Annotated in this window: 16 protein-coding genes and 1 pseudogene; 5 read left to right on the forward strand and 12 right to left on the reverse strand. The window is 42.0% G+C overall.

What is annotated here, in order from left to right:
- Positions 1-85: 85 nt before the first annotated feature.
- From hutP to B212_RS0121555, 6 genes are all read right to left on the reverse strand, one after another.
- Positions 86-547 (reverse strand): hut operon transcriptional regulator HutP, encoded by a 462-nt coding sequence (gene hutP, locus B212_RS0121530; protein WP_019913164.1) that lies wholly within the window; start codon positions 545-547, stop codon positions 86-88.
- 238 nt (positions 548-785) lie between these two features.
- Positions 786-1,811 carry a hypothetical protein gene (locus tag B212_RS0121535; protein ID WP_019913165.1) on the reverse strand — a complete coding sequence of 342 codons (1,026 nt, stop codon included), beginning with the start codon at positions 1,809-1,811 and terminating at the stop codon, positions 786-788.
- A gap of 108 nt (positions 1,812-1,919) precedes the next feature.
- Entirely contained in the window at positions 1,920-2,870 is a 951-nt protein-coding gene (gene msrA, locus B212_RS0121540) for a peptide-methionine (S)-S-oxide reductase MsrA (protein ID WP_019913166.1), read from the reverse strand.
- A gap of 169 nt (positions 2,871-3,039) precedes the next feature.
- A complete protein-coding gene (locus B212_RS0121545) occupies positions 3,040-6,339 on the reverse strand; it encodes an HD domain-containing protein (protein ID WP_019913167.1) in 3,300 nt (1,099 codons plus the stop codon).
- Positions 6,340-6,571: 232 nt separating this feature from the next.
- Positions 6,572-7,858 (reverse strand): cellulase-like family protein, encoded by a 1,287-nt coding sequence (locus B212_RS0121550; protein WP_019913168.1) that lies wholly within the window; start codon positions 7,856-7,858, stop codon positions 6,572-6,574.
- Between the two features lie 144 nt (positions 7,859-8,002).
- Positions 8,003-8,188, reverse strand: a complete 186-nt coding sequence (locus tag B212_RS0121555; RefSeq protein ID WP_019913169.1) for a hypothetical protein — start codon at positions 8,186-8,188, stop codon at positions 8,003-8,005.
- 139 nt (positions 8,189-8,327) lie between these two features.
- On the opposite strand from B212_RS0121555, the gene B212_RS0121560 reads away from it, so the two are divergent.
- The 3 genes from B212_RS0121560 (at position 8,328) to B212_RS33320 (ending at position 11,219) form a co-directional block, all read left to right on the forward strand.
- On the forward strand, positions 8,328-8,735 hold the full coding sequence (locus tag B212_RS0121560) for a hypothetical protein (RefSeq protein WP_019913172.1): 408 nt from the start codon (positions 8,328-8,330) through the stop codon (positions 8,733-8,735).
- 2 nt (positions 8,736-8,737) lie between these two features.
- Positions 8,738-10,024, forward strand: a complete 1,287-nt coding sequence (locus B212_RS0121565; protein WP_019913173.1) for an ammonium transporter — start codon at positions 8,738-8,740, stop codon at positions 10,022-10,024.
- A 298-nt stretch (positions 10,025-10,322) separates the two neighbouring features.
- On the forward strand, positions 10,323-11,219 hold the full coding sequence (locus B212_RS33320; RefSeq protein WP_019913174.1) for a stalk domain-containing protein: 897 nt from the start codon (positions 10,323-10,325) through the stop codon (positions 11,217-11,219).
- A 347-nt stretch (positions 11,220-11,566) separates the two neighbouring features.
- On the opposite strand, the gene B212_RS0121575 is transcribed toward B212_RS33320, so the two are convergent.
- The 4 genes from B212_RS0121575 to B212_RS0121585 form a co-directional block, all read right to left on the reverse strand.
- Complete coding sequence (locus tag B212_RS0121575; protein WP_019913175.1) at positions 11,567-12,397, reverse strand: hypothetical protein; 831 nt, start codon at positions 12,395-12,397, stop codon at positions 11,567-11,569.
- Between the two features lie 377 nt (positions 12,398-12,774).
- Entirely contained in the window at positions 12,775-13,092 is a 318-nt protein-coding gene (locus B212_RS32110; protein ID WP_036668402.1) for a hypothetical protein, read from the reverse strand.
- Entirely contained in the window at positions 13,085-13,312 is a 228-nt protein-coding gene (locus tag B212_RS0121580) for a hypothetical protein (RefSeq protein WP_019913176.1), read from the reverse strand. Before B212_RS0121580 ends, B212_RS32110 begins: the two co-directional genes overlap by 8 nt.
- Positions 13,313-13,650: 338 nt before the next feature.
- Positions 13,651-13,848: a hypothetical protein gene (locus tag B212_RS0121585; protein WP_019913177.1), complete on the reverse strand. Its 198-nt coding sequence runs from the start codon at positions 13,846-13,848 to the stop codon at positions 13,651-13,653.
- Between the two features lie 235 nt (positions 13,849-14,083).
- Between B212_RS0121585 and B212_RS35505 the strand changes: the two are divergent.
- Positions 14,084-14,212 (forward strand): annotated as a pseudogene (locus B212_RS35505) (DUF3102 domain-containing protein); the annotation flags it as partial.
- 144 nt (positions 14,213-14,356) lie between these two features.
- Positions 14,357-14,557, forward strand: coding sequence for a hypothetical protein (locus B212_RS35510; protein WP_019913179.1), 201 nt, complete (start codon positions 14,357-14,359; stop codon positions 14,555-14,557).
- Between the two features lie 245 nt (positions 14,558-14,802).
- Here B212_RS35510 and B212_RS0121600 read toward each other — a convergent pair whose 3' ends face one another.
- The gene (locus B212_RS0121600; protein ID WP_019913180.1) at positions 14,803-15,693 is read right to left on the reverse strand and encodes a P63C domain-containing protein; all 891 of its coding nucleotides are present in this window, start codon (positions 15,691-15,693) and stop codon (positions 14,803-14,805) included.
- A 290-nt stretch (positions 15,694-15,983) separates the two neighbouring features.
- On the reverse strand, positions 15,984-16,508 hold the full coding sequence (locus tag B212_RS0121605) for a hypothetical protein (protein ID WP_019913181.1): 525 nt from the start codon (positions 16,506-16,508) through the stop codon (positions 15,984-15,986).
- Positions 16,509-16,518: the final 10 nt, after the last annotated feature.

A 16,518-nucleotide genomic window follows, 5' to 3' on the forward strand; every position in this document is an offset into this window, starting at 1 on the left:
CCTAATAAGAGGTACCGGCTTCTATATCACTAATAACTAAATTACGGCTTGATCCGTTAAGGCGCTTCTTCAAAAGCTACTGCCATTAAATATGATTAAAACCAAAGCCAATGGCTTCATGCTCGAACCCTTTTTTGGGAGCGCCGATGGTACCGTAGGCACACACTGCGATCCATTCCCCTTCATGCGGGCGGTCACCCGATCTGTTTCCCCTGACGATGGCAAACGTAAGCCCCACCGTACGCAGAATATCACCGAATTGCACAATTCCGCGTCCAATGCTCTGAATCGTCTCAATGATGGCATGATAGAGTGAGTGAACTTCACGGTAGGAATTCGCGTCAATAATATGATTGTTCTTGGCCGCCGTCTCAATGGCAGCGATCACCTTGATCATATCCATGGCACCCACCCGGCCAATCGTGTAGCGGAAATCCCGCGAATCCAGCTCCTGCTCGACAACTTTTTTCCATTCATGCTCCTGCAGAACAGCCAGCAGAATGGCTAATTTACCAATTGGAAATGATGATGCCAGAGGTTCCCCCATACCGTAATTCTCCTCGATTCTTGGGCGTAATTGGTGTGATTTGATCCAAAAGCATAAAAAAAATGCAACTGAAACTAGGAAACGCCCGTTTCCTGATCTCCCAGCCACATTCTGTTGACTAAAAACTATATATCGCTGAGTAGAATATATACTTGCCGGCCTCATTTGTCAATCTGACATGTGATCTTATATAACACTGGATCTGTAATATTATATGTCCCAGCCATAGCGATATGTTCTACTCTTTAACAATCATTAATTTAAGCTCATTATAATGTTCGAACACCAAATACCCTTTTATGCTGCCCAAGTAATAGCTGGCTGACAGGTCACTGTTCCCGACTTGGCGCAAGCCCGATCCGTCAGGCCGGATGGCGAACAATCCCCCTTTATCCGATTCCTCATTATCCACCGTAAAATAAACCCAGCCATGCAAAATATCCACCGGCTCGATAACCCAATCTTTTACCTTTCGCACCGTCTCTTTGCCCTTGTTGTACAAATGCAGATAAGAGTTGCCGCTCTCTTCATCCCGCTCAGTGAACATGAAAATATCGGCATCCCTGTCTCCCAAATAGTCTGAATCGTTAACCTCATATTGAGATACTGCTTCCTCGAAATCCTGCTCAACCTCTTCTTGGTCAATATACTGTTCTCCTGCAGCAGGCCATTTCTGCCGAAGCAGTGGAAAATAAAGATACGGGAGTGACATATCCGCACTGCCAAAATAATAACGATAGCTTTTATCTCCCGTGTCCAGCATTGCCGGGTTGATTTTAACCGCAGGCTTTTTGCCATCCAGCGGCATCCGGTACACACCTGGTTCGGTAGTCATGCTGCCCGTAAAATAATAGAGGCTGTCATTTTTGAGGGCAAAGCCATCTATTCCGCCTGTAAAGGTCAAGCGCGTTAGTGCTTTGGAAGGCATCTCCAGCTTGTAGATATCACCATAAGGGTACTGCGTGTACTTCAAAAAATAGATGGTTTTATCATTTTCAAACAGCACATTTCTATACTTATACGCTCCTATAAACACCGGATAAGTTTTCACCTCGTCTGGAGTTGCCACTGTCTTATACAGCCCCTGCTCATACTTCGCCCAGTAGATTGTCAGCGGCACCGCAGGATTCGTATAGGCTATCTTGCCAACTCTAATGCGCAGCTCCGGGGCATTGCTAAGATCTGAAACTGCTTTGGCGTCCACAGTCAGAACCGGAGAAGCCAGCACGGCAGCCAGTAATAGCAGCAGTACCCTTTTGATCATATTCTCTCCACCTTGTCGTTTAGTTGCAGATATTCAAGCCCTGGCTTAAGTATCGTTCAACTACTCATTCGACATAAGGAATTATTTTCCTCCATGTCCATATAACAACTATAGATACCGCTCCAGTCCGTTCTCTACCAGCTCCGCCTCCGGAATAAACCGCAGCGCGGCGGAGTTCACCCGGTAATGCAACTTGGCCGGCTCCGGCCCATCGAAGAATAAATGCCCAAGGTATGCCCCGCTCAGCCTGCTGCGCAGCGCGGTCCGCACCTCGCCGCCGCTGTAGTCGGCTTCCCGCCGGATCAGCCCTTCGGCAACCGGTGCGGTGAAACTGGGCCAGCCGGTGGCAGAGTCGAACTTGTCCGCCGATTGAAACAACGGGTCACCGCTGATTACATCGACATAAACGCCTTCACGGAATTCATTCCAGTACGCATTCTCATACGGCGGCTCTGTCGCCTTATGCTGCGTTACCTCATACTGCAGCCGGGTCAGTTGATCGCGCAAGCGCTTTTGATCCTCAGGGCCGTTCCAGTGCTTCTCCAGGAATTCATCCCGGCCTGAGCCCTTTAGATAGAGCTTATAATCGAGTGGATGGGTTTTATAATAATTCTGGTGCAGTGCTTCCGCCGAATAGAAGGGCCCCGCCGGGAGAATCTCCGTCACAATCGGTGCCTTGAATCTTTTACTCGCCTGAAGCGCCGCCTTGGATGCCTCCGCCTTCTCCCGCTGCTCCTCACTGTGCACGAAGATCGCCGTCCGGTAGGAATAGCCCCTGTCCATGAACTGACCGCCCTTGTCGGTCGGATCAATCAATTGCCAGTAAATGTCCAGCAGCCGCTCATACGGGAACAGCTCCGGCTCAAACGTAATCTGCACAGCCTCCACATGCCCTGTCGTTTCTGTACCAACTTCCTCATAAGTCGGATTTGCCGTGTGCCCGCCCGTATACCCGGATACCAACGAGACGATGCCCGGCAGTTCGTCAAAGGGCTTGATCATGCACCAAAAGCAGCCGCCCGCAAAGGTGGCAAGCTCCGTTCTGTTCTTTTCGCTCAACCGGCACACCTCGCTTATATGTCAGTATTTTAACATTTAATTAAATAGGCTTTTCATGAATTCAATTGGACTCACGAAAAGCCTAATTTCTGTATAGAACCTTAAGAAACAGCAGAAAAATGCGACCACTATCTTACGTTAAGAACTTTATAATCTGAATTAACCAATCTTAATCATGTACTATCTCACCGAAATCTGGTAATTCCTCTCCATTCAGCCCTTCTCCCCTACGCTTCCACAAATAATTATCAATAGTAAATGCTCCATTGCCCCCCAATCCTATAGAACCCTCAACGAAATCCTCCTCAGAAGGCATTATTTCTTCCACCTCAAAATTCAACATTGACATATTATTTAATGAATTCAGAAATTGTTTCCAACTATAAATTATTTCTGTATATGCAATAACATCCTCTCTATATAAAAAAGTAATATTTTCAATGCTATCATTAATCATTCCTAGTTTTTCTTGAGATATATCCTTAGATTGACAAATCAATAATATGTGCGCTAGTATACTTAAGAATTTTCTACACTTCATATTTGATAAATTATAGGCATATGTACCATAAGCAAACTTTTCTTTAAAGGAATTAAAATAATAGAATCGAAAACTTCCAGCATTAATTTTTCTATTAATACTACTTATATGCTTGTGAAAAATATAAATTTCTTTTTCTGATATTTCAGTCTCCATTTCCTTCATTTTCATTAATACATCATTAATTTGTTCGTTAGTTAGTTCATCATCAAATTTTGAATTTAGAACCCATTTTCTTTGCATTAATGGCATAATATTATCAAAACCAAAATCTATAAAGTCCACTTGAGCACAAAAATAATTTTCGTTAATAAATTTCCTTAAAAAATCAACATTTTTACGAGTATAATAATTTGTACCATATTCATTGTCGGCAATCAAAATATTTTCACCAATCCACGAATTGTAACCCCCCCTATAGTTTTCAGTAGAACCAATATTTCTCAACCATGTACTATCCATCATAGAAGACATCCCTAATAAATCATATACAGGCTGACCTTTAAGTTCTTCAAGACTCAGAAAAATATACTTTCCTCTCGTCCCCAAAATAGGTTGGAATAAATTATTTGCCGGAACATGTTCCAAGATATATTTTCCACTAACTCCATAGACTGTAATGATTTTGCCGAGGAGCTTATAAGCACTTAATGGATCCGTATGTTTAAATTCAGTTAGATAACGCTGAATTAAAAAATCCCACACTTTATGAGTTACCCTTTTGGAAATGTCCTCCTTTTTAGTAAGAAAGGTTCTGGATATATTTATTTCATTCTTAGGATCTTTAACGTTAATAATTATTCTAGGCTTTATAGCTCCTTGCTTGAAGTCTCCATAATCAATAACATCAGAAACTAGTATCCCATCTTTATACACAGAACATGTAGGATCTATCTTACAACTCGTGGAAATCTCCATGATATTTTTATTACTATCAACTCTAAGACTTAACCTTCTTTCAGTGTTACGCTCTTCTTCGATCCATGTTCCATGGTAATCTTCATAAATAAAATTCCCCTTCTCTTCTCTGGGTACTATGAAAGAAATAACTCCCTCTATTCCATCAATGCCAACATCTTCGTCTAATGAAAAAGCCTCTTCTGAAAAAAATTCTTTTACATGTCTTATGTCTTGGGCAAGAAAAACACTTTTGTTGTACGATAAATCAATATATTCAACCTCATAATCACTATACTTCAACTTAATTTGTTCAAAATTTATTCCTTTGCAAACTTTTGGATGAATTATGAGTTTCTTCTTATTCATTTCTTCTACTAGAATAGGGAATTCAACAAATCCCGCGATTTTTGATAAGTATTGATATACTGATTCCAACTTAGGTGAGTTATCATTTTGATTGGTATTTTTTTTCGAAGATATGAATATTTTAAACGTAGTACCTGGCTTAACATCTTCATAAAGCTGAGGAGTTTTGCTACTAATACGAAAATATTTATTGTATGCGGGAATTGAAATATTAATTAACTTACTATTAGGTTCTATATAAGGCTCTCTATATGTAGTAATTTCAATTTTTTCAGCTAGAGTAAAACAACTCAATATCCCTATTCCAAATTTTGATATTACGTCCATCTTAATTCCAATCTTATCAAAGTCTTTACTACTATAAAAACTTTTCCCTGCAATTGATAAATAATTAGCTATTATGTATTCATTCATTCCGACACCATTATCATTCCAAACAATTATCAATTCATTTTCATTTACCTTTTTCACTTCAACTTTAATAAAACCGTCATTTAATGTCATCCCTCTTTTAGCTAGAATTGCTTGTCTTAATTTTAGTGCATCAACACTATTTTGAAGCAATTCCCTTAAAAAAACATATGGATCATCACCATATATTTGTTCTCCCAATATTTCAAATAATCTTTCTCTATCAAAATTAAATTTTATAGAACTGGGTTCAAACCCCGCCGTAACAATATTCCAATGAATATGAGATATATCTAGGATATGATTCGTATCATTCATTTCTGCTAAAACATCAATACAATCTCTAAATTGATCGTCACACCATTGCTTCAAATCTTGTAATGATGCATACACTTCGTGGTCCTCTGTTTTTCCATCAATTTTTATTATTCTTGTTCCCAGGTAGTCTGTAGATTTCACTGAACTCAAAGCACGGTGCTTTAACCATTCGTTATTAGAAAACTCATTTTCAGGGGATACAAATTTCCATAAAACATATGGGGTTCTATCCTCCGATATGTCTAGTAAATCAATTAATCTTACATAAATTGATATTGCTCTTAAATTTACTATTGAAAATAGTACACTATAGTCTCTAGGGTAGATATTATTGTTTCGTATGTCTTGAAAATTCAACCAATGTCCCTCGCATGCTCTTTTTACTGCTTCTGCCAATCCAGAATTTTCTTTAAAAAAATGATTAACTCTCACACCACTTCTTAAAGCATGAGTTTTTCTGACATACTCCCTCCATAACTCATCTGAGACTTCATCAGGCTTTCCTTTGTAATCTTGTTCTTTTAGGAAATCTTGAAAACTTTGCGTTTCATCTTGTAATAAAATAATATTTTCAGGAACGGTATTAGTCGTGTTATTCCCCATAATTATATTTTTTTCTGAAGGACTCACAGCCATCCCCCAGTCATGTGCATACAAAGCACTCGCAAGAATAAATAGTTCATTTACGTTTAATTTTTCAATAATCTTTTCCCCTAAAATATCATCTGTAATATTAAACAAATTCTTAAAATGATATTCATTGTCGTGCGGTGTATATTCTGGAAATAAAACGTTCACATAACTTACTTGTTGAGTAACGGTATCTTTTAAAGACTTCAACTTTCCAATATAATCAAACTTTATATTTTTTTCTACTTCCTCAGACTTCCTTTTAAGTTCTGAAATTAAAAATGATTCTGGTAGCATGCTCATAAATTCCCCCTAACAAAATTAACTATTTAATATTAAAATAATCAAAGAAAAACCTTGAATTTCACACCTTACTATCATAATCCTTTTTCTACAAAATTTCTCCATATTTATATGCAAAATGAGTCACTTATCAATGTATGCTTTTCGGTCGCATTTGCTTAACATGGCAAAACCCCAAATAATACGAAAAAGCCCTCCGCAAAAGAGGGCTAGCCCGTTGATTTTCCAACAGCTACTCCGAATCCAGAATAAATTGATTCCATTTGCGCTGCCAGGCGATATCTGACCAGAAGGGATGATGCGGAGCCCAATTTGAGCATAGGATCATCCCCCAGAAGCCCAGAGACATGCCCTTGCGCAGCGCGTATTCAGCGATGAACTTGCCAACCGGCCCCTCTTCGAAATTGGCATGCAGCGGCGTATATCCCAAATAGCCCTCTCCAATAACGATGGGAAGATCCGTATGGCGCGCAAAATCCTCAACCTCTTCGAACCTTGTATCTATCTTTTGCAGCATAGCAAGCTTATGGGCCCCGTATCGCTCATACAAAAACAAATCCCATTGCTCTGTATCCGCCCAATCATGCAAATAGATGAGCTTCATGCCCACCGGATTGCCCTCCATCCGCCATTCCTGTCCCGGAGGCAGCTTCCACTCCTCAAATGAAGGCGCTTCCGGCCGAAGCAAGGATTCTACGAAAGCATTGGGGAAGTCCGCAAATTCATCGTTGATCCCCGCCAGATCCATTAGTTCGTCCAGCATGCCTTTTACATAAAGGTGAAAATGGGCCACCTGCATGTTCCGGGCAACATACGCTTTCGGGTATGCCTCATTCAATGTGTAGCTGGTGCTAATCAGCACATCCGGGTGCTTTTCGCGGAGAAAGGCAATCGCTTCCTCAATATAAGGTTTCATGGCTTCCACAACCTTCGGCGTTGCCGTTTCAGGGATGCCTTTTTGCAGGGCCACTGCGGTCAGTTGTCCGAATTCCACTTCGTTATGCAGCTCGGCATAGGCAATTTGTCCGGCATATCCGTGCTCTTTCACAAAGCTGAGCAACTGATGCATGGATCTGGCGATGGCCATGAACCGTTCTTCCGGGTGAACAGCCGCAAGCTCGTCACGCAGCTCCGGTTGTTCAAGAAAGCTTGGACTCTGCTGGTACTCCCAGGAGGAGAGAATAAGATAACAGCCATGCTCCTTCGCCTGATGGAACAGCTCCAGCAACTGTGCATGTCCGTCCAGCTCCGCTCCCCCTTTGCAGTTGTACCATCGGGTACGCTGTCCCACTTCCCCTAAATTCCCCAGCTTCAAGGGTCCCGGCCTCTCGCCCCGTTCCGTGAACAGCATGAACGGCATCGCGCAAATCCGCACGGTGTTATAGCCCCGCTCTACCGCCTCCTTAAACCTTGACGCCAGATCATGATACGGCTCTCCCGGCAGTGTCATCGTATACCAGGAAAAGTCCCACATCGTAATCGTCAACTTACGGGGCAATGCTCTGACTAATGCATCCATGTCGCTATCGCTCCTGTCATTTCATAATTTAAGGCTTTGCAAGAATAACCCTATAGAAGCAGCAGACAAAGGACAATAGATGATACACTGACCGAGATGGACTATATTCGGTTTAATGAAGCTACTCTGGTCCAGGCTATGACGCTAATCAGCAAGCTTATCCAGCTCAGCTTCAAGTTCATCCAGCTTGTTATTCGCCTGGTCCAGCTCCTCTTGCAGTCCCGCAGCTTTAGCCCGCTTGATCTCTTGCCGGACGACCTCAATCTGCTGTTCCAAATAGAGAATTTCGGAGGCATTTCCTGAGTTATGGGAGATCTGTGAGTAGGTCATAATCATTATCCTTTCTATTAGAAATTGATCTTAAAACCGTCAGAATGCCTGCTACGGCGCTTGGTTGTAAAAACCTGTTGACTTGAATTAACATTGTCCATATAATCAGTCTATGACTTTTCATGTAAGGAGACCTGACATGATTATTGTAGATGAAGTATACCAAAATGTTGTTTATCGCCTGTCTACAGAAGAAATAATACACCTCATCGAACGCCTCAAGGCCAAGAAAGAGGATGAAATCGGGGCGATCAAAGATAAAATTAACAAGTATGAACAAAAAAGGCAAGCAGAAGAAGCAATGTACCAATCCCTCTCCCCAATCCGCAAATGGTTTGCAGGTCATCCGGCGAGCCATCATACAGCCGTAGAATATATAGTTCACGTAAAAGACCGTTTTAAACAAATTGACAGCATGAAAAGAAGCATTCAGGAATTGAATGAGGTCTTGCTGCTTCTGAACACTCACCCGGCAACGGAAGAGATCCCGCTGTCACCTGAGATTATACGTGAAATCAAAATCATTAGGGGCATGGAGGCATTGTAGAAATGAATTTGACGCTGGAGTCGCTGGGCGGAGGACTGGATACGATTTGGGTCGTATTAAGCGCCGCTATGATTTTGCTGATGGAGGGCGGTTTTGCCCTGCTGGAGGCCGGTTTTGTACGATACAAGAACAGCGTGAACATCATCATGAAGGTGTTCGCCGATATAACAATAGGAACGCTGATTTTTTATATTTTCGGATTTGGACTCATGTATGGAAAAGACGCCGGCGGCTTGGTCGGCACGAGCGGCTTTCTGCTGGGCGGTGATCTCTCCAATCTCCATTTCACTGTCTCCATCGACACCTTCTGGCTCTTCCAGGCGGCCTTTACCATTGCGGTTATCTCCATCGTATCAGGCGCGGTTGCCGAGCGGATTAACTTCCGCGCTTACCTGCTGTACATCATTCTAATGACCGGCCTGATCTATCCCTTAGGCGGACACTGGGCCTGGGGCGGCGGCTGGCTGAATCAGCTTGGTCTGCGGGACTTCGCCGGCTCCGCGGTCATTCATGCGCTTGGCGGATTCTCTGCCCTGGCGGCGGCTATCGTCATCGGCCCAAGAAAGGGCAAATTCACTCAGGCCGGGAACAGCACCGTTGCCCTGCCGAGCAACCTGCCGCTCGCTTCCGTCGGCGCCTTCCTTCTCTGGTTCGGCTGGTTCGGCTTTAACGCCGGAAGCACCTTAAGCGCTACCGATGTAAGGATCGGGCACATCGCGATTACCACCATGCTGTCAGCGGCGGCTGGCGGCGGAATCACACTGATTTATACCTTGTTCCGCTATCAGCGTTCGGACGCTCCATCTGTTATTAACGGCTCGCTTGCCGGTCTGGTGGGAATTACCGCCGGCTGCGCGTTCGTCAGTGACGGAGCAGCCATTCTGATCGGCGCTGTGTCCGGCCTGCTCATGATGGCGGCCACCAACTGGCTGGAAGCACGCCGTATTGATGATCCGGTGGGCGCCTTTCCGGTGCATGCCGTGTCCGGCGCTTGGGGAACCATAGCCGTAGGTTTGTTCGCCACCGATGGAGGACTGTTCTATGGAGGCGGCTGGCATCAGCTCGGCGTGCAGCTTCTTGGACTGCTGGTACTGGCCGGTTGGGGATTTGCAACCACCTGGTGCGGCCTGAAGCTGATCGGTAAGCTGGTTCACGTCCGCTCAACCGAGGAAGAGGAAGAACTGGGCCTCGATATCAGCTATCACGGCATGATGGCCGCCCACCGTTCTCCTGAATTTATTGAGCTTGAAGACCATTATCTGGCGGATGACGACAGGTCTATTCGTTAGAGGACGGGATGGATCACCTCTTTCCCTACTGGCATAATTAAAGAAAGAGACCTTTCAAAAGTTCACAGAACTTATGAGAGGTCTCTTCTTTTTATGGGCCGGAAAGCTCTTGATATATAAGTGATTATCACCATTGTTAATTGAATGTAGATAATATGAAGCATACCTTAAAAATAACATTATAGATGTCGATAATACTAATGTACTATAAATTATATAGAAAGGAAAAAAATGAAATACTAAAGTTCAAAGTAAATAGGTCAACATAATACATAATGTTTTAGGAGGATTATCATCTATGCATATTTCAAAAAAAGTATTTGTCTCTTCCATTTTGGCTACCGGATTATTATGCGGGGCTGTCGGAGTCTATGCTTCAAACGGGGTTTCTTTAGTACAAGCTTACCTTAATAGTAATATTAAATTTACTGTGAATGGCTCTTCCTGGACCCCTAAGGATGCTAATGGAAATACAATCTCGCCTCTAGTCTACAATGGTTCTACCTACCTTCCCGCCAAGGCGGTCGGTGAAGCAATGAATGCAGAAGTCCTATGGAACGGCAGCAGTAAAACAGTTGCAATTACCACGGGCGGTGCCACTGCCGGAGAACCTTACAACGACGCTTCGCCAACTACAACAACATCAACTACAACAACCCCAACTGCAACTGCAGCACCAACTGCACCAACTGCACCAACATCGAGTGTTCCGGCTTCCCAGCCAAACAGCCTTCCAAGCGGAGTGCTCTCGTTGCCTGCCAATCATGATCTCTCAGCTTCAAGTGAAAAATATAAACCAGTAGCGTTGGCTTTTATCCAAGCTTACGGAAATGCCTTAACCTCTGGATCAAACTCCGGTATTAATGCTTTGGTGGATAAATATGTGATTGATGATTTAAATGACTATGATATGGGCTACAAAAAAAGAACCAAGGACAATATAGCCAAAACCATTGCCGGGGAAGTCAAACTCAATGATAGTACGATTATTACGAAATATGCGGGTATTCTAAAGAGTGCAACACTCAATGATGTAAGAGTAGATTCAACCTGGACTGAAAAATACGAAAACTCTACTACCCTGTGCTATAAAATAGATTTACCCGGCTTCTTCATATCTTCATTCAGTATTTTTCTAGAATTTGAAGTGGACAAAAAGACGAACACTTATTTCCTTAAAGCAGTCAATATGTAATAAAACAGAAAATCAGTAGAAGGTGTGCCGCCCATCGTGGATTGCACACCTTTTTTGATAAACCCAAAAGAAAAAGAGGCTTCTCAAAAGTTCAAAGAACTCATGAAAAACCTCTAAAATGATCGTTTATTACCTAACTGTTACTCTTAGCTGATGCTAAAGACTAAAGCCCCTTGCTCAAGCAAGGGGTTTTAGTTGTCTTACATCATGCCGCCCATAGTTTTCGGCTGTTTTATGCTTATTTAAGATCTGAAAATGTCCGATATATCAGCATTTCCAGTCCTATTAATCCGTTGAATTTCCCTGTTTAGAAATGCACCTGTGGGGAAATGTGTGGGGAAAGAAACCTAAGACGACACCCTCAATAAATACTCTGACCAATATTGTTCATCATACTCTACATTCTGTAGATAACAGTACAGAAGCAAGGTCTCGAGTTCCTGCTTTTTCCCTCTTAGATACGGCTTTTTTGGCATCTTTCTATAAAGTGCATCAAGGTTAAACAAGTTTCCGGCTTGCTTGTAATCATATTCATACTCACGCCACGAATTATTACTTTTCTTTCTATGTGAAGTTGGCCACAGCTTCGGATTATCCCAAAAATCAGTAACCCATTTCTCAGCAAAAGCCATTAGATTAACTCCATGCCTTTCCCAGATGTCATCAATCCACTGTGAAACTTCTTCAGTAATGATAATGTTTTCCGCAGGGAGGTGTTTTTGACTCTCTATTTTGTGCTGTTCTTTTATGAAGATGAAAATCATTTCTGTCTGATCGCTCAGATAGGGATATTTCTTTATAAGCTGAGAATAGCATTGGTATGATAAACTTCTAAATTCACTATCTGAATTATATAGCAAGAACATATCCTGCCGTTTTAAAAAGTTCGTTATAATTCGATTCATTTGATTTCCGTGATTGTCGAAGATTTTTATCAGCCATTCTTGGGTATCGAATTCGTACTGTCCGAGTTGTTGACGGTACTTTTCAAGCTTCTCGGAATAGAGAATTGTTTTCTGATTTTCTGGATTATTGCCCAAATAATCATTATAGTATTCAAATACATAATTCACAGATATCCTAATATTTTCGCTTTGCAGTTCATAGTTAAATTCATTGAGACTATCTTCTTTTTTCCTCTTTGCTATGTACTCCACCAAAGTTAACAGATTGACCACATCCCATAATCTTAAGTTATGACAACAGTAAAAATCAAACTTGTAGTTATCTCATTATATTATTAATTGGCTTATGGAGTCGGCTTTCCTTCTTTCAATGCAAAACAAACAATACTTTCCCCTTTCCCATTCATTTACTTTCCTTTTTGCGGCATTATTTACAGTAGAAATTATCAGATTACTCCAAGGCAGTTTTATTTACATTTAATAGAAGTAATTTTATCCAGTTGCAGCTGAAACAGGCTTCAGTGGCGCTCATATTACGTCGACATGTAAGGGAAGGGAAAGTGATTTCCAAAAATAAAATCTGCATGGTTTTCGGGCTCACGCGCACCCGCATTCTTTTTTAAGTCTCAGAGGGACCCAAATTCCAGATTTCAGCCAGATTCTGGCGTATTTCCGTCATTGTCTACAGTTAATTGAATACCACAATGCGGACAGTATTCGATTGTTTTGCACCAATGACCGTCAACAACCAATCCCCACTCCTTATCCCCTGGGTCATATTCAATATGAACGTCCATCCAGGATGAAGGTCTGCCATTGCATTCATGCCTTACTGCAGGCTTGGCTGCTTCTGTATAGTCGCAATGAGTACAGTGCCGCTGTGGCTTCGAGCCTTTGAGATTCCATCTACACTTTGGGCAGAACTGTTCATCCCATTCCTTCCTTAACACCGCATCAATGTCAGTCATTAGTGACGCCTTCTATCTGCCTAACTCTTTCCTCAATGCTGGCCTTGGTGCTCTCCAGATACTCGGTATATTCCCTATTGGCCTGCTCGTATCGTTTAAGAGAATCCTCGTACCTCTGATTAAGCTGCTTCTCTTTCCAGCCGTTCATTATGTCCAGGCTGATTGCAATGATCAGGACAATCAATAGCATGACGTGGAGCTTATTGCTGAATCTTTTCAATGGCTCACCTTCTTTCTATGGAATACAAATAGGCCGCTCTTTTATGAGCAGCCTTTATGCATACGAATATGCGGTTGTATATGCATAAGAGAAAACGTATCTCTTATATATATCTTTATATTTCTTTAAGATTTTCTTTCTTTCTTTCTTGGGGGGCTAATTCTCCCCCTCTATTGGGGGACAACTCTCCCCCTCACTGGGGGTTAATCCTCCCCCTCAAGGTATGTAGTTTTGTGGGGGTTAATTCACCCCCAAGAGCATACATAAAGTGTGCATAATTCGCATGAATATTCATGAATGCAGGCATAGAAAAAGCACCGATTAGGGTGCTTCTACAATTACTTTTTGATATTCTCAAACACATAAACAGTATACTCGAAGGTGCCATTGTCATACTGTGGCGTACTGCTGACCAGCTTCCAGCCTTGTCGATACTGTTCATTCAAAAAAAACTGGAGTTCGTCTTGGTTGTTAGGAAAAACCAAACCTTGTCGAGTCTCCACTTTATATTGCAGCGGTATATTTGCAAAACCCATTCTCTGTTCACCTCCCACAACCATAATTCGGCGTATGGAAGATAAATCCTGCAAGGTCATTCGACTAAATCAGCTAGGATCTGCTGCTTTCAAAACTCCATAAGGTCTAGAACGATAGATATCTACCGTTCTGAATGTCACGACGTCGTGGCATTTGAAACGCACGACATCGAGCGTTCTGAATCAGGGCATGTACCACGGAAAGTGCAGTTTTCGTTGCTGACTAAGAAATACCTTTAAGATCGGCAAGAGGCTGAAGCATGTGAAAGAGAACGACTTGGCTCATGGGCAATGGATGGCCTGGTTATCTGAAATAGATATGTCGCATCAAACGGCACAGAAATTCATTCAAGCTGTTGATTAATTTGGAAACCTCGCGACGTCGCGAGATATACAGGTCGGCAAAATATTCGAAATGCTCTCACTTCCCGAATCGGTAGACCGCTCGGATTTCGTTGATCAGGAACACATCGTCCCTTCAACTGGTGAATCCAAGAAGGTCGAAAGCATGACCGTCAAGGAGCTGCGGGAGGTCAAGAAGGCGCTCAAAGAGCCCACTGTAAAACGAGGATGTGGAATCTCTGGCCAAAAGAGGAGTTCGCTAAAGAAGTGCTCCGAGATGAGTTTCTGCCGCCGGGCGGCAAAAACCAACCGGAAGGTGGGAGTCCTGAAAAAACAGACTCTGAAGCTAAAGTTGCTGAGCGGCTGAGAGTCCCCCCGCAGACGATCAACGAAGCAAAACAGCACTCACACTTCCCAGAGTTAGAAAAACACCCCATCATTACTGGCGGGGTGCGAACCATTAATATTTTCAACTCTAAAGGACTTTGATTTTAGTACTCAATGATCATTCCCAGTTCAACACTGCCAAAGTAAGCCGTTAATTATCGATTCCTTCATAAGATAGTTTGTATGTAATTAAACAGGGGCACTACTGAATAATGTTCGTATGAATCAGTTATCTTCAAAATCGAATTCCTGTTGTCCTCCATATTTTTTCCTAAATAAAGTCATAAATCTTCCCCAACTACCAGAAACATTCATTAGAGTGATAACTGAAACTAACTGCTTTTCAAGATGCGAATTACCAATATCTAATGATAAATGCTGATGATGTCTATTTTTTCTATTTCCTTTCTCATTAGGAGGATTCACTTGTTTTAGCTCTTCCAATACACCGGACGGTAATTGCTCATAGACTAATTGATTTGTCCACTTTCCTATAATCCCAGGACGACTGATACTTCCGGGATCATAAGCCCAGCCATTTAATCTAAAAATCTCTTTATAAAATTCATCTGGGAATCTTTTAGTCCATGGCAATAGTTCTTCGCTAATATATGCCTTTAATATCTTCTGGAGTTCATTTCTTTCTCTAACATCTTGGTAACCAGTTGCTTCATCTATTAAGGCCAGTATTCCTATTTTCGCCAAGCTTCGGACAAGTATATCACTGACAATAGCAATTGGTTCCTGCTGCTTTGTTAGTTTTTTCTGGTCCCTTGCTTCCAAATATACATTGCACATAAGAGGTATTATCTGAGCGCGATACCCTTGAAATACCTTTTTCCCATTCATATAACTAACTGGTTTAAGAAATTCTTTTAATTCATCGTTGATAAAAGGAACAAGGTTATTCGCATCAATAAAGCTTGGCAAATCCGGCATATCTGCTACGCGCACTTCATCCTTTAATCTGCCTCGCTTAGTTCTGCCAAATGCTCTGAAAACTGCAGCTATTGAAATGATTCGTGTACCATCTTCAAGAACGGCGCAACTTAATTTTTTATCAGCTATGTTTAGAACACCTTTATGTGTTGCCTTCAATATAACTTCATTGTCCAAATTAACCCCTCCTCTTTCTGCTGTGTAATATTATTTATTATTCTACAATTTATCTCAAAATCCTCCACTAAAACCAAAAAGCTACCAACCAAAGCCAGAGTGCATAATCCCAATCATTTATAGGGAATTACTGTTTCTCCGCACTGTTTATGTACAAATACCCTACCCACTATCCAGAAATTGATTTTCGTGATGATATAGTTAAGAATCTCGGTTCAGAATTGATGCGGTGTTCATACTACCAATATATAAGGAAAGGAGCCCTAACGGTCAAAGGCTCCTTCGTTTTCTTAATCCCAATTAACAGCAGTTACAATCGCATCTATCCGTTCCCGGTCCGACATATAAGGTTGACGCTGATTATTTCGATCCCGGGCCTGCGGCATATTCCCATTCCGCCTAGCTATAAGCCTGTGTGCTTCTTCAATCATTACAGCTGAATCGATTTCTGCGGCCTCTTCATCAGTAAGATGATAATTCCCTTTGATTGTTTCCAACGCTGCATGTCCCGCGACCTGCCCGCTCTTAATTGCTGCATCAATGATATGGCCGTTACGAGATGTCCGGATGCTCTCCAGGTCCTTAATTCGTTGTTCTTCCGTGTATTTGCTCATAAATGAATCTCCTTCTGTTAATTTAGGATCGACCGAGTTCATGATATTTGGAACTTGGGAGCGGATGTTTAAAATATCTGAAAGATCACGGCCAGAAGCTAACGCGTCCCTAATGATGAAATCTAAAATTATTGATTTAGGGATTTTCTCTAAATAATCCTTCAACTCAATTTGAATCTTTTCGTGCTGACTTTTGTTCATGTGGTTTCCC

Source organism: Paenibacillus sp. HW567, from assembly GCF_000374185.1.
GTDB lineage: Bacteria > Bacillota > Bacilli > Paenibacillales > Paenibacillaceae > Paenibacillus_AQ.

Excerpts from the sequence above, each read along its gene's own strand:
- hutP (WP_019913164.1), bottom strand. The coding sequence starts at position 547 with ATGGGGGAACCTCTGGCATCATCATTTCCAATTGGTAAATTAGCCATT.
- B212_RS0121535 (WP_019913165.1), bottom strand. The coding sequence starts at position 1,811 with ATGATCAAAAGGGTACTGCTGCTATTACTGGCTGCCGTGCTGGCTTCT.
- B212_RS0121545 (WP_019913167.1), bottom strand. The coding sequence starts at position 6,339 with ATGAGCATGCTACCAGAATCATTTTTAATTTCAGAACTTAAAAGGAAG.
- B212_RS0121550 (WP_019913168.1), bottom strand. The coding sequence starts at position 7,858 with ATGGATGCATTAGTCAGAGCATTGCCCCGTAAGTTGACGATTACGATG.
- B212_RS0121555 (WP_019913169.1), bottom strand. The coding sequence starts at position 8,188 with ATGACCTACTCACAGATCTCCCATAACTCAGGAAATGCCTCCGAAATT.
- B212_RS0121560 (WP_019913172.1), top strand. The coding sequence starts at position 8,328 with ATGATTATTGTAGATGAAGTATACCAAAATGTTGTTTATCGCCTGTCT.
- B212_RS0121565 (WP_019913173.1), top strand. The coding sequence starts at position 8,738 with ATGAATTTGACGCTGGAGTCGCTGGGCGGAGGACTGGATACGATTTGG.
- B212_RS33320 (WP_019913174.1), top strand. The coding sequence starts at position 10,323 with ATGCATATTTCAAAAAAAGTATTTGTCTCTTCCATTTTGGCTACCGGA.
- B212_RS32110 (WP_036668402.1), bottom strand. The coding sequence starts at position 13,092 with ATGACTGACATTGATGCGGTGTTAAGGAAGGAATGGGATGAACAGTTC.
- B212_RS0121585 (WP_019913177.1), bottom strand. The coding sequence starts at position 13,848 with ATGGGTTTTGCAAATATACCGCTGCAATATAAAGTGGAGACTCGACAA.
- B212_RS35510 (WP_019913179.1), top strand. The coding sequence starts at position 14,357 with ATGACCGTCAAGGAGCTGCGGGAGGTCAAGAAGGCGCTCAAAGAGCCC.
- B212_RS0121605 (WP_019913181.1), bottom strand. The coding sequence starts at position 16,508 with ATGAACAAAAGTCAGCACGAAAAGATTCAAATTGAGTTGAAGGATTAT.